A 12,006-nucleotide genomic window follows, 5' to 3' on the forward strand; every position below is an offset into this window, starting at 1 on the left:
GATCTTCCCGCGCGATGCTTGTCAGCCTTGCGACCGCCGCGATCGGTGCCGGTCTGGCCGGGTGCGGCAGCGCCGACGACGGCGGTGGTTCCCACGAAGGCGACCACGTGGCAACGGTCTCGGGGGGCGCACCCGAAGGCCCGTATGCCGGACGCGAGATCAGCGAGCCCAAGCCCCGGCCCGAGTTCACTCTGACCGACCAGACGGGCACCTCGTTCAACTTCGCCGAGCAGACAGCGGGGCAGCCGACGCTGCTCTTCTTCGGCTACGCCAACTGCCCGGACGTCTGCCCGACGACGATGGCCGACGTCGCCCTCGCCGTGAAGTCGCTCCCTGCCGATCTGGCCGCCCGCACCCAAGTCGTCTTCGTGACCACCGATCCCGCCCGCGACACAGCACAGTTCCTGGGCGACTATCTCGCACGATTCGATCAGGGTCTCCCCAACCGGTTCATCGGCCTGACCGGCACCCAGGCAGAAGTCGAGAATGCCCAGGGTGTGGCCGGGGTGCCCCTGGCCGAGTCCGGCGGAACCATGCACGCCACGAGTCTGCTGCTCTACGGCGCAGACGACGTGGCCCGTGTCATGTTCTCCGCCGGGGACACCCACGCCGCGATCGCGCAGGACCTCGAGACCACCGGGGCGGGCTGACCCGACGGTTGGACAGGCCTTGCTGTATTCAGCCTTCGCTGTATGGTCACGTCCGTGATGCCAGTCCTGCACGCCGAAGTCCTAGCTCGCTTCGGCCATGCCCTGTCCGATCAGACACGGACGCGCCTGTTGCTCGCGCTGCGTGAGGGGCCGGGGTATCCGTCAGAGCTCGCCGAGATGCTGGGGGTGACCCGGCAGAACCTGTCCAACCACCTGGCCTGTCTGCGGGGTTGCGGTCTGGTCGTCGCAGTCCCCGAGGGCCGGCGCTCCCGTTACGAGCTGGCGGACCCGCGTCTCGCTCACGCGCTCGGTGACCTGTTGGGCGCCGTTCTGGCCGTCGACCCTGACGCCTGTCGGAACGCAGCGAACGAGGAGTGCTGCTGATGAGCGCCGAGTTCCTGCCGCTGCTGACCTCTCCCCCGGTCACCGCATCCCCATCCGCAGCTCGTCGTGCGCTGCTCGCCCGGCGCATCCGGCTCTTCGTCGCAGCGACGATCACCTACAACGTCATCGAAGCGGTCGTCGCCCTCACGGCCGGCACCCAGGCGTCCTCCTCGGCACTGATCGGTTTCGGGCTCGACTCCGTCATCGAGGTGACCTCTGCCCTGGCGGTGGCCTGGCAATTCGCAGGTCGCGACCCCGAGGCCCGGGAACGTGTCGCCCTCAGGGTCATCGCGGTTTCCTTCTTCGTGCTTGCTGCGTTCGTCACCGTCGACGCGGTGCGTTCGCTGCTGGGGTCGGGAGAGGCGGAGCACTCCACCGTCGGTCTCGTCCTCGCAGCGCTGAGCTTGGCCATCATGCCGGTGCTCTCCTACGCCCAGCGCCGAGCCGGTCGCGAGCTCGGATCGGCCTCGGCCGTCGCCGACTCCAAGCAGACGCTGCTGTGCACCTACCTCTCGGCGGTGCTGCTCGTGGGGCTGGCGCTCAACAGTTTCTTCGGCTGGTCGTGGGCCGACCCGATCGCCGCCCTGGTGATCGCCGCGGTGGCGGTCAAGGAAGGCCGCGAGGCCTGGCGCGGTGACTCCTGCTGCTCCCCGGCCGCGGCTCTCCGCCCCGACCGGGCGGCGGGCGACGACGACTGCGGGTGCTCACCTGGCTGCGACTGCTGCGCGGTCCCCGGCAAGGCAGCGTCGTGAGCGTCGCCGCCCTCGTCCTGTATGTCTTGAGACTGGTCATGGCGTTCGGTGTTCGGACCTGGCTGCAGATCCGGCGAACCGGCAGCTCGGGCTTCCACGGCATCTCGGGGAGGCCAGGTTCGCTGCGCTGGTGGGCAGGCGTGCTGTTCGTCCTCGCCCTCGTCCTGGGTGCCGCCTCGTTGGTTCTGGCTGTCGCCGGAGTTCTTCCGACGCCCGTCGAGCTCGGCGCGCTGGCGGTCGTGGGACTCCTGGTGGCGATCGCAGGAACCGTCGGCGTCTTCGCCGCCCAGACCGGGATGGGATCGTCGTGGCGGATCGGCGTCGAGGAGTCCGAGCGGACGGCCCTGGTGACCGACGGCTTGTTCGCCGCCGTCCGCAACCCCATACTCACCGCGATGGTGACCGTCCAGACCGGACTGACGCTGATCGTGCCCACCTGGCTCTCGGCGGCCGCCCTGGCCTGCCTGACCGTGGCTGTGGAGCTGCAGGTCCGTCTCATCGAGGAGCCTTACCTGCAGCGGATCCACGGAACCGCCTACCACGACTACGCGTCGAGCACCGGCCGCTTCCTGCCGGGCGTAGGGCGACTGCGCCAGCGGGCGGGAGCGGCCCGATGAGCGGCGACCACGGCCACGCGCACGGCGGAGTAGCCGGGAATCCCGCCGACCACCGTCGACGCCTCGCCGTCGTCCTCGCCCTGACCGCGACCGTCCTGGTCGTCGAGGTCATCGGCGCAGTCGTCTCGGGCAGCCTGGCCCTGCTCGCCGATGCCGGGCACATGCTGACCGACACGGCAGGGCTGGGGATCGCGTTGATCGCTGCGACGCTGGCGCTGCGCCCCGCCACGCCCAGGCGTACCTGGGGTTATCGCCGCGCCGAGGTCCTCGGCGCCACGCTCCAGGCGGCAGCTCTGTTGGCGGTCGGCGCCTACGTCCTCATCGAGGGCGTACGGCGGCTCTTCCAGCCTGAAGAGGTCGCGACGACAGCCGTTCTCATCTTCGGCGTCGTGGGCCTGGTCGCCAATGCAATCGGCATCTTCATCCTCACCCGAGGCGGCCGGAGCTCGAACGTCAACATGCGGGCCGCATTCCTCGAGGTCCTCAACGACACTCTTGGCTCGGTCGCCGTCCTCGCCTCGGCCGTCGTCATCACCCTGACCGGCTGGCAGCGTGCGGACGCGGTCGCCTCCCTTTTCATCGCTGTCCTGATCATTCCGCGGACCATCAAGCTGCTGCGCGAGACGGTGTCGGTGCTGCTCGAGACGACCCCTCCCGGCCTCGACCTCGCCGGCGTCCGTGAGCACCTGCTCGGTGTCCCCCATGTGCTGGACGTGCACGACCTCCACGCCTCCCAGATCACCACCGAGTTGCCCGTGTTGACGGCGCACGTGGTGGTCGAGGACTCCTGCTTCCTCGACGGGCACGCGCCGCAGGTGCTAGATCAACTGCAGGCGTGTCTCACCGAGCACTTCAGCGTGAGCATCGAACACTCGACCTTCCAGCTGGAGAGCCCTGCGCACGCCTTGCACGAGCTCGCCGCACACGACTGACACGTGTGCACTGACTCGATCTGCGACAGCACCGGTGTCGGACGCGCCCAGTCCCACTGCGGCGCAGCGCCCGCTGCCCACTCTCTGCGGGGTCTCAGTCCTAGGCCAATTCGCGCTGGCCACGTGGCATCGGGGCGCCGATCACGCAGGCACGACGGTCATCATCCCGATCTGTCCCAGGGCGACGTGGAAGGAGCACTCGTACTGGTGGTCGCCCGGCTGGTCCACGGCGAACTCGATCGTGTCCCGGTCGCCCGGTGCCACGATGGGAATCTCTTCGACGATCTCCGCTGGCCCGGCGTCGGGCGTGAACCGGAAGTTGTGCGTCAACTGCTTCGCTTCGCTGATGAGCGAGAGCCGCACCCGCCCGGTCGTGACGGTGAACGCAGCAGGGTAGAAGTCGTAGTCGTCGCGCACCAGTACAGCGATCTCCTGCGTCCCGTCCGGAGCAGTAGTGACCGTGCCGGCCGCTGCCTCACCCGAAGGCGCACCCCCGGACCGGTCCTCCCCGCCACCTCCGCAGGCGGACAACGCCATAGCTCCCAATCCAGCCAGACCGGACAGCAGAACCGCCCTCCTGGGGATGGCAGCTGCGGTCTGGGCTACGCCGGCGGGACGCCGCACCACCTCGGTCACGGGATGTTGCAGAGGTCGCTGATAGCCGCGCACAGCGCCGGGTAACCAGCGATGAGCAGCGGGACCACCACAACGGCGAGCGCACCGGAAGCGGCGATGCGGTAGCGCCACGGCTCCATGGGAGGCCCCGGCTCCAGAAGGCGCGAGACGCGGAGCGCCGCCGCGTCCTGCGCCATCGCCATCGCGGCCCTCGGCGCCTTCATCTCCGCGAGACTGACAATTGCCGAAGCCAGGCTCACCCGGTCCACGCGGCGCACCGCAGCGTCGTCCGCCAGCAATTCGATCAGCTCGCGAGTCTCCTGTGTGGCCACCTTGAACAGGCGAACGCGAGGAAACGCCTGGGCCAGAATCTGAGAGAGGGCTACGGCTGCGTTGTGCCGTCCGCGGAGGTGCGCGAGCTCATGCGCCAGCACTCCTTCCAACTCCGGCGGCGAGAGGCAGTCGAGCGCCCCCTGAGTGATGACAATCTGCCCGGTCCGACCCGGGACACAGAATGCCGCCGGCGCCGTGGCGTCGATGACCACCACGCCCAGAGCGGCGTCGGGTTCGGTGACGAGGCTCAGGGAACGGTGGAGCTGGCGACGGCTCCACCAGCTGCTCATGAGCACCCGTGCACCGCAGACCGTGACCCACGCCGGGACGACGCCGGCCAGGAGAGCTCCCAGCAACTTGCCCGGGAGGAAAACCGACGAGCCGTAGGCCGTCGCCACGCTGACGGCACACGCGTGCACGATCGCGCCGAGATCCCCCGCGAGCGCGGTCATGGGGATCAACAGCGTGACGCCGGCGAGCACCACGGTGACTACCGCACTGACGGTCATGGCCTGCCAGGTGAAGATCCCCAGGCGCGGCGCCTGCCGGGTCCACGACGCCGCATGGAGCCGCGGACCCATGGTCACGATGGCCGCCGCGACACACAGCAAGGTCAGGCTGGCGATCATCCGGCGCCACCTCGATCCTGCTCTGCCCGACGGCGGGCGGCCTCTACCGCGGACCGCAGCTGCGCCACGCTGTCGGAGTCCAGATCCGCGACGAAGTGCATGAGCACCTCCTGGCGATCATCGGACTCGGCCAGCACGTCCTGAAGCAGGGCTGCCGCGTGCTCGGCCCGGCTGCGCACCGGCCGGTACAGCCAGGCACGGCCGTTCATCTCACGGGTCAGCTGGCCCTTGCGGTGGAGGTTGTCCATCACCGTCATCACGGTCGTGTACGCCAGCTTCCGCGAAACGCTGAGGCTCGCAAGGACGTCACGGACCGTCGCGGGCTCTCCTCGCTCCCACAGCTCGCGCATGATGGCCGCCTCGAGCTCTCCGAACGGTCGCATGCGCCCCCACCTTCTCTTGCTGCCCACGAGCACGGCTGCCGTCGTATCCGGAATACGTCCCTGATACGACGATCGTCTACGCCCCTGCTACGAGGCTGTCCTACTACTCACCCTAGAAGATCGACCTGCTGATGCGCCGCTGACGTCTTCGCCGCCGACGCGGCACCACCTCGTACGGGTCCGAAGGCCCGCTTCGAGCCCGACCAGCCGGACTGCGGGACCGTCGTGGGTCGAGGCGGACGTCAGAGAGCGGCACGAGCCCGGGCCGGTGCGAGGGAGTTGGACGGGGCCACCGGGCCGCGGCGGAGTCCGGACGACCCTCACCCCAGCCGCCCCAGCTGTCCGGGAGGCCTGGCCTGAACCACGAGTTGCGCCGGGCTGGCGGCTCTGAATCGCCGGCCCGCCTACGGTGTCGGAATGGCCTCGTTGGGAAGTCGCCTCGGCGTCCTCGGTCGTGCGCCGGTGGTGCTGCTCCTGATGATGGTCCTCCTGCTGGCCGCCGCCACGCCGGCGTTGGCGCACACCGACCGCGGGGTCGCCGGAAGCAACTACGCCGGCCGGGTGCTCGAGACATCGCAGCCGACGCCCGGCGTCACCCTGCGCGTGACCGAATTCGGCGACAGCCTCGAACTGCTCAACGGTTCGTCGACGACCGTCACCGTCGACGGCTACTCCGACGAGGAGTATCTGCGCATCGGCCCTGAGGGTGTCTGGCGCAACGCCAACAGCCCTGCTACGTACCTCAACATCCGCGTGGACGGGAAGACGTCCCTCCCCGCCAACGTCGACCCCAAGGCGGAGCCCGACTGGGAGATGGTGTCCACTCAGCCGGAGTACTCGTGGCACGACCACCGCACCCACTGGATGCTGTCGACTCCACCGCCGCAGGTGGCCGCAGACCCTCAGTCGGAACACACGATCATCAACTGGCGAGTGCCGATCGCCTACGGCGACACCGCCGTGGCCGTCGATGGCGAGCTCACCTGGGCGCCACCGCCTGCAGGAGCCCTGTGGTGGCCGCTGTACGGGGTCATCCTGGTCGCCGGCGCACTGGCGGGTCTACTCGGCAGGACGGCGCGGCCGCTTGCCGCCTTGCTTGCCGCATCGACCGCGGCGGCTGTGTGGCATCTGTTGGCGACGCCGCAACCGGGCCTCACGGCGCTGGACCGAGCGCTGGCAACAGGGACGGCGGCGCTGCCCGCGCTCGTCATGGCGGGCGTGACGGGCCTGGCACTTCGCGCGGCCCTAGGCCGCAAGAACCTGCTCGCCGCAATGCTCGCCGGGGTGGTCGGTTTCATGCTCTTCGTGCAGGGCCTCCCCGACATGGACGTTCTGTGGAGCGCCAACGTCATCACCGGAGGTCCCGTCGTGCTCGCGCGACTGACCGTGGCCTTGCTGATCTTCGGAGGTCTGGGGCTGCTGGTGGGGTCGGCGGCGGGCGTGCGCCGCTTCCGTCCGGCGATTCTGGACGAGCCGTCCTGCGGGGTAGAGGAGTCCGCGACAGCCAGTTGAACGGTGCCGTCGATCAGGCCTCGAAGAGCGTCCGGCCCCACCAGTCGTCGGCGTCGCGCACGCCGGGCGGGCAGGCGAACACCGCCGAGGACGTGTGCTGAACGAAGGGGTTGAGCGCGTCGCCCGACAGGTTCCGCTGCACCTGCACGAAGCCCCTCTCCGGGTCTCGCTGGAAGGCGATGAAGAAGAGGCCGGCGTCGAGTTGGCCGGCTCCGTCCGTGCCATCGACGAAGCTGTAGCCGCGTCGCAGAATCGCCGTCCCGGCATTGTTCGGGTGCGACAGGAAGACGTGCGAGTTCCGCGGGATGGCTGGCTGGCCGCCACGGACCGCGTTGAAGTCGGTGGGATCGAACTCCTCGCGCTGGCCTAGCGGGGCTCCAGCACTCTTCGTGCGCCCGATGATCGCCTCTTGGTCCGGCGCAGGCATTTGATCCCAGTTCTCGACCAGCATCCGGATCCGTCGGGTGACCAGGTACGTGCCACCGTCCAGCCAGGCGGCGGCGTCCTCCCCCACCCAGACGAACTGGTCGAGCGCGCTGCTGTTCTCGGCCTTGAGGTTCGCCGTGCCGTCCTTGAAGCCCAGGAGATTCCGGGGCGTCGCCTGGGCCGTGCTGGTGGAGGACGTACGCCCGAATCCGAGCTGGCTCCACCGCACCCGCACCACTCCGGCGCCCAAGCGGACGAGATTGCGGACGGCGTGCACCGCGACCTGCGGATCGTTGGCGCAAGCCTGGACGCACAGGTCGCCCCCGCTGATCGCGAGGTCCAGTCGATCTCCGGGGAACGGCGGCAGCTCGGTTAGCGGCGCTGGTCGGCGACTCGCCAATCCGAAGCGGTCGTCACCGTTCGGCGTCGTGAAGAGCGTGGGGCCGAAACCGACGGTCAGCGTCAGTCCGGACGGCGGCAGCCCGGCCGCCTCGCCGGTGTCCTCTGGACCGGAATCCTGGCCGGCCGTCAGCCTCCGAGCAGCTGTCGTCCACGTCTTCAGCATCTCGACCAGCGCGTCGCGGCTATCCGTCATGACATCCAGGGCAACGAACTGCAGGCGGTCCTGAGCCGGCGTCACGATGCCTGCCTGATGACGGCCGGTGAACTCGATGGCGGCAGTCGATACAGGCTCGGTCGCTGCGGACGCCGTCGGAGTCGACGCAGTAGCGCGGCCGATCGCTCCGCCGACACCTCCAGACGCGAGTGCGCCGGCGGTGCCGAGTCCCGCCAATCCGAACAGTCGACGGCGCGAGAGACCTCGGTCGGATGTCCGGCCCGAAGTCCGGGGCTCGGATCCGTGGCCCTGCGCGTGGGGCTCCGCGGCAGGGCCCGAGGTTCCGTCGCTCACTGGCATCAAGCTACTAGCCCGTCTAGGAGTTGTCCGGGACGTCAGCCGGAGCGCGGCCCGCCAAAGCTGCGCTGATCAGATCGGGGGACGAGATGCTCGTCGGTTCTCCCTCGAGGAGCGGTAACGGGAAGGGAGGCGGTTCGATTCACCAGGAGAGCCGCCGCGGAACGGACATCCCGACGACTAGGACAGAAGCGTGTCGATCAGCTGCTGCAGCTCTTGGGCGTCCAACTGGCCGACGACGCGGGCGACGATGCGCCCGTCCGCGTCCAGACCGAGCGTAACGGGCAAGCCGCGGACACCCAGCTCGGTGAGCAGCGCGCCATCGGGGTCGAGCACCTGTGCGTAGCCGATCTGCAGGTCGGTGACGAAGGACGCCGCGGCCTCGGGGCTGTCCTGCGTGTCCACGCCGAGGAAGCGCACCTGCTCGCCGTACCGCTCGAACGCGTCTTGCAGCAGGGGCATCTCCTCGCGGCAGGGTAGGCACCAGGTGGCCCACAGGTTGACCAGGGTGGGGCGACCGGTCAGCTGGTCGAGAGCAACCTCCGGACCAGGACCGAGGCACGCCAGCGTCAGCGGTGGCAGGACTTCCGGACCGATGGCCGCCACCCCGGTCGACGTCTCGCAGGGCGGCGCCGCGGCGGCGGTGGTCAATCCCGCTGCGCCCCCGCGGTCGGAGGCTGGGCCCTCGCCGGGCCCGGTGGTGCAGCCGGCGAGCACGGCGAGAGTGACGACGCCGACGAGCCAGCGGCGCATCAGTCGCCTCGATAGAGGTCGCGGAAGGTGGTTCCGCCGTCGGCGGACGCCACGACCGCACCTCCCACTGCGACGTACACGTCGTCGCCGTTGACACCGAGGGCCTCGGGGGCGCCGTCGACCCGCCCCTTCTCCTGCCAGGTGCGGCCGCCGTCGGTGCTGGCGTGCACCGCGCCGTCGGGCGCGACGCCGACGACGGCACTGGCGTCGGGCGACCAGGCGATCAGTTGGAGAAGGGGCGCCTGTGGGATGGGGGCGACGCTCCGCCCGCCGTCCTCACTGAGGGCGGGGCCATCCTCGGTGGTGACCACGAGGCGCTGCGGCCGAGAGGGATCGACGGCGAGATCGGCAATGTTCATGGTGCCGCGGTCGGTCCAGTCGGTCTTGTCGTCGCTCACGAGCAGACGGCCGCCGCTGTACCCGTAGATGACACCCTGTGCAGCATCGAGGGCGTGGAAGTCGGCCGCCCCGGCCAGCGACATCGTCTCCCAGGTCGCCCCGCCGTCGGTGCTCTCGATCAAGCCGAGGTTGGCCGGCCCCGACTGCCCCTCCCCCGGGTGCCCGCTGGCCAGGTAGTGCTCGGGCCCGACGACGGTGAAGCCCATGAAGTCCTGGACGCGGTCGGCGATCCGGGTGAGCCGGCCGTCCTCGGCGACCCGGACGACGCCGTGGTGGGTTCCGGCGTACAGCTCGCCGTCGGCCGGGTCGACTGCCAGACCGTGCACGTGCTCCAGGGTGACCTCGCCCTGGTCCCCGCCAGCAGCGGGTGGAGCACTGCCACCGCTGCATCCTGCAGCGGCGAGGACGCCGACCACGGCGACAACCACGTGGCCGCGGCGTCGACCGCTTCCGGTCGGCACCTCGAAGCGCGCGATAGGACGGACGGGGCGGGCGGTCGACAGCATGGACTCTCCGAGAGTGCAGGATCCGCCAGGCGGCTCCTACACAGAGTAGTAGCCCCGGGGTGCCGAGCCCTGTTGCGTGCTCCAGGTCACGGCGGCATCGAATGGCCGATACCCCCAGGGGTATGTATTGTCGACGCGTGGACATCCCCCAGGGCGAACTCGCCGACGTCGTCAAGCGGCTCAAGCGCATCGAGGGCCAGATCGGCGGCATCGTCCGCATGATCGAGGACGGGCGCGACTGCACTGCCGTCGTCACGCAGCTTGCCGCCGCCTCGAAGGCGCTGAGCAAGGCTGGCTTCGCCGTCGTCTCCACGGGGATGCGCTACTGCTCGATCAACGAGGACGGCGAGACCCGCGAGGTCAACCTGCGTGAGCTCGAGCGCCTATTCCTCTCCCTCGCCTGACCACCACTTCTCCTGGAGATTTCATGAACCCGCAGATCCCCCAGCTCACCCCCGCCCAGGCCGCTGACCGCACCGCGGCCGTCGTCCTCGACGTCCGAGAGGCCGCCGAGCTGGCCGAGGGACGGATCGCCGGCAGCACCCACATCCCACTGGGTCAACTCCCCGCGCGCGCCTTTGAGCTCGATCGAGCCCGTCCGGTCATCACCGTGTGCCGCAGTGGTGGGCGCAGCTCGCAGGCTGCACGGTTTCTCGACGGCCAGGGGTATGACGTGGCCAACCTCGACGGTGGCATGACCCGCTGGATCGCCGAAGGCCGTCCGACCGCCTGACAACGCTCATGATTTGCCTCGCGAATACCCCTGCCCAGTACCGTACCGAGGAGCATCCGTGCACATCGACATCATCGAGACGCCCAGCCTGGGCGACCGCAGCTACCTGGTCTCCGCCGACGGCATAGCCGCCGTCATCGACCCCCAGCGCGACATCGACCGGGTCGTGAACGTTGCCGCGGACCGCGGGGTCAAGGTCGTGCTGGTGCTTGAGACCCACCTGCACAACGACTACGTCACCGGCGGAGTCGAACTGGCCCACTGGGCCGGCGCCGAGTACGCCGTGCCGGCCGGTGACGAGGTGGCCTACGAGCGCCTGCCGGCCGTCGACGGCGACGTGCTCGAGGCGGGACCGATGCGGTTCCGCGTGCTGCACACCCCTGGGCACACCCACCACCACGTCAGCTACGTGCTCACCGACGCTGGAGGTGGGGTGCAGGCGGTGTTCACCGGCGGCTCAATGCTGTACGGCGCGACCGGCCGGACCGACCTGGTCGGCCCCGAGCACACCGACGAGCTGACCCACGCCCAGTATCACTCGGTGCGGCGGCTAGCCGACGAGCTCCCCGCGGGCACCCCGGTGTTTCCAACGCACGGCTTCGGCAGCTTCTGCTCGGCCACGCCGACCAGCGGCACCTCCTCCACCGTCGGCGAGCAGGCCCGGGTGAACCCGGCGCTGACCCAGGACGAGCAAGCCTTCGTCGACCAGCTGATCGCCGGGCTCACGGCGATCCCGGCCTGGTACGCCCACATGGGCCCGGCCAACGCAGCCGGACCGGCGCACGTCGACCTGTCCCCGCCACGCGCGGTGGACCCTGCCGAGCTCGCCGACCGGCTGTCTGCCGGGGAGTGGGTCATCGACCTGCGCGCCCGAACGGCCTTCGCCCATGGTCACCTGCCTGGCGCGCTGAACTTCGAGCTGTCCACAAACTTCCTCACCTATGTCGGGTGGTTGGTTCCCTGGGGTGCGCCGCTGACCCTGATCGGCGAGACGCCTGCGCAGGTCGCCGAAGCGCGCCGTGAGCTGGTCCGCATCGGTATCGACAGGCTCGCCGGCGCCGCGACCGGCACCCCCGAAGAGCTGGCCGCAAGCGAGGCGCTGGAGTCCTACCCGGTCAGCGACTTTGCTGGCCTGGCTGCGGCGATGGCCGCCGACGACGGCCTGGTCGTCCTCGACGCCCGGCGCGACGACGAGCGCGCCGGCGGCGGCGTCCGCGGCTCGCGGCACATCCCGATCCACGACCTGGCCGACCGCATCGACGAGGTCCCGGACGGCGACGTCTGGGTGTACTGCGGTTCGGGCTACCGCGCGGCGATCGCCGCCTCCCTGCTCGCCCGCACGGGCCGGCGCCCTGTGCTGGTCAACGGCGGCTACGGCGACCCCGACACCGGAGCAGCCGCCGCCGGCCTGCACGACGACGCCGTCACCCGCTGACCACCCGGCCACTCCACCGCCCCTCGACGAAAGC

The 12,006-nt window shown here is 69.9% G+C and carries 15 protein-coding genes; 9 read left to right on the forward strand and 6 right to left on the reverse strand.

Going from position 1 to position 12,006, the window contains the following annotated elements; genetic code table 11:
- Positions 1 to 14 precede the first annotated feature (14 nt).
- From LBW97_RS02525 to LBW97_RS02545, 5 genes are read left to right on the forward strand one after another with little or no spacing between them, the layout of a single operon-like run.
- Positions 15 to 650 carry an SCO family protein gene (locus tag LBW97_RS02525; RefSeq protein WP_224497833.1) on the forward strand — a complete coding sequence of 212 codons (636 nt, stop codon included), beginning with the start codon at positions 15 to 17 and terminating at the stop codon, positions 648 to 650.
- A 57-nt stretch (positions 651 to 707) separates the two neighbouring features.
- Positions 708 to 1,034 (forward strand): helix-turn-helix transcriptional regulator, encoded by a 327-nt coding sequence (locus LBW97_RS02530; RefSeq protein WP_224498232.1) that lies wholly within the window; start codon positions 708 to 710, stop codon positions 1,032 to 1,034.
- Positions 1,034 to 1,786, forward strand: a complete 753-nt coding sequence (locus LBW97_RS02535; protein ID WP_224497834.1) for a cation transporter — start codon at positions 1,034 to 1,036, stop codon at positions 1,784 to 1,786. Before LBW97_RS02530 ends, LBW97_RS02535 begins: the two co-directional genes overlap by 1 nt.
- Positions 1,783 to 2,403, forward strand: a complete 621-nt coding sequence (locus LBW97_RS02540) for an isoprenylcysteine carboxylmethyltransferase family protein (RefSeq protein WP_224497835.1) — start codon at positions 1,783 to 1,785, stop codon at positions 2,401 to 2,403. Before LBW97_RS02535 ends, LBW97_RS02540 begins: the two co-directional genes overlap by 4 nt.
- Complete coding sequence (locus tag LBW97_RS02545; RefSeq protein ID WP_224497836.1) at positions 2,400 to 3,335, forward strand: cation diffusion facilitator family transporter; 936 nt, start codon at positions 2,400 to 2,402, stop codon at positions 3,333 to 3,335. The genes LBW97_RS02540 and LBW97_RS02545 overlap by 4 nt, the downstream gene beginning before the upstream one ends.
- A 141-nt stretch (positions 3,336 to 3,476) precedes the next feature.
- Here the strand turns inward: LBW97_RS02545 and LBW97_RS02550 are convergent, their stop codons facing one another.
- The 3 genes from LBW97_RS02550 to LBW97_RS02560 form a co-directional block, all read right to left on the reverse strand.
- Positions 3,477 to 3,872 carry a cupredoxin domain-containing protein gene (locus tag LBW97_RS02550; protein WP_224498233.1) on the reverse strand — a complete coding sequence of 132 codons (396 nt, stop codon included), beginning with the start codon at positions 3,870 to 3,872 and terminating at the stop codon, positions 3,477 to 3,479.
- A gap of 95 nt (positions 3,873 to 3,967) precedes the next feature.
- The gene (locus tag LBW97_RS02555) at positions 3,968 to 4,912 is read right to left on the reverse strand and encodes a M56 family metallopeptidase (protein WP_224497837.1); all 945 of its coding nucleotides are present in this window, start codon (positions 4,910 to 4,912) and stop codon (positions 3,968 to 3,970) included.
- Positions 4,909 to 5,295 carry a BlaI/MecI/CopY family transcriptional regulator gene (locus tag LBW97_RS02560; protein WP_224497838.1) on the reverse strand — a complete coding sequence of 129 codons (387 nt, stop codon included), beginning with the start codon at positions 5,293 to 5,295 and terminating at the stop codon, positions 4,909 to 4,911. The genes LBW97_RS02555 and LBW97_RS02560 overlap by 4 nt, the downstream gene beginning before the upstream one ends.
- Positions 5,296 to 5,712: 417 nt before the next feature.
- On the opposite strand from LBW97_RS02560, the gene LBW97_RS02565 reads away from it, so the two are divergent.
- On the forward strand, positions 5,713 to 6,807 hold the full coding sequence (locus tag LBW97_RS02565) for a hypothetical protein (protein ID WP_224497839.1): 1,095 nt from the start codon (positions 5,713 to 5,715) through the stop codon (positions 6,805 to 6,807).
- 13 nt (positions 6,808 to 6,820) lie between these two features.
- On the opposite strand, the gene efeB is transcribed toward LBW97_RS02565, so the two are convergent.
- The 3 genes from efeB to LBW97_RS02580 form a co-directional block, all read right to left on the reverse strand.
- On the reverse strand, positions 6,821 to 8,149 hold the full coding sequence (gene efeB, locus LBW97_RS02570; protein ID WP_224497840.1) for an iron uptake transporter deferrochelatase/peroxidase subunit: 1,329 nt from the start codon (positions 8,147 to 8,149) through the stop codon (positions 6,821 to 6,823).
- A 177-nt stretch (positions 8,150 to 8,326) separates the two neighbouring features.
- Complete coding sequence (locus LBW97_RS02575) at positions 8,327 to 8,797, reverse strand: TlpA disulfide reductase family protein (protein WP_224497841.1); 471 nt, start codon at positions 8,795 to 8,797, stop codon at positions 8,327 to 8,329.
- 101 nt (positions 8,798 to 8,898) lie between these two features.
- The gene (locus LBW97_RS02580; protein ID WP_224497842.1) at positions 8,899 to 9,624 is read right to left on the reverse strand and encodes a F510_1955 family glycosylhydrolase; all 726 of its coding nucleotides are present in this window, start codon (positions 9,622 to 9,624) and stop codon (positions 8,899 to 8,901) included.
- A gap of 317 nt (positions 9,625 to 9,941) precedes the next feature.
- Here LBW97_RS02580 and LBW97_RS02585 point away from each other — a divergent pair, with 317 nt between their 5' ends.
- From LBW97_RS02585 to LBW97_RS02595, 3 genes are read left to right on the forward strand one after another with little or no spacing between them, the layout of a single operon-like run.
- Entirely contained in the window at positions 9,942 to 10,208 is a 267-nt protein-coding gene (locus tag LBW97_RS02585) for a metal-sensitive transcriptional regulator (protein ID WP_374489258.1), read from the forward strand.
- Between the two features lie 23 nt (positions 10,209 to 10,231).
- Positions 10,232 to 10,537 (forward strand): rhodanese-like domain-containing protein, encoded by a 306-nt coding sequence (locus LBW97_RS02590; RefSeq protein WP_224497844.1) that lies wholly within the window; start codon positions 10,232 to 10,234, stop codon positions 10,535 to 10,537.
- A 58-nt stretch (positions 10,538 to 10,595) separates the two neighbouring features.
- Positions 10,596 to 11,972, forward strand: a complete 1,377-nt coding sequence (locus tag LBW97_RS02595) for a rhodanese-like domain-containing protein (RefSeq protein ID WP_224497845.1) — start codon at positions 10,596 to 10,598, stop codon at positions 11,970 to 11,972.
- The last annotated feature ends 34 nt before the right edge of the window (positions 11,973 to 12,006 follow it).

This window comes from Blastococcus sp. LR1, from assembly GCF_020166105.1.
In the GTDB taxonomy this organism is placed as follows: domain Bacteria; phylum Actinomycetota; class Actinomycetes; order Mycobacteriales; family Geodermatophilaceae; genus Blastococcus.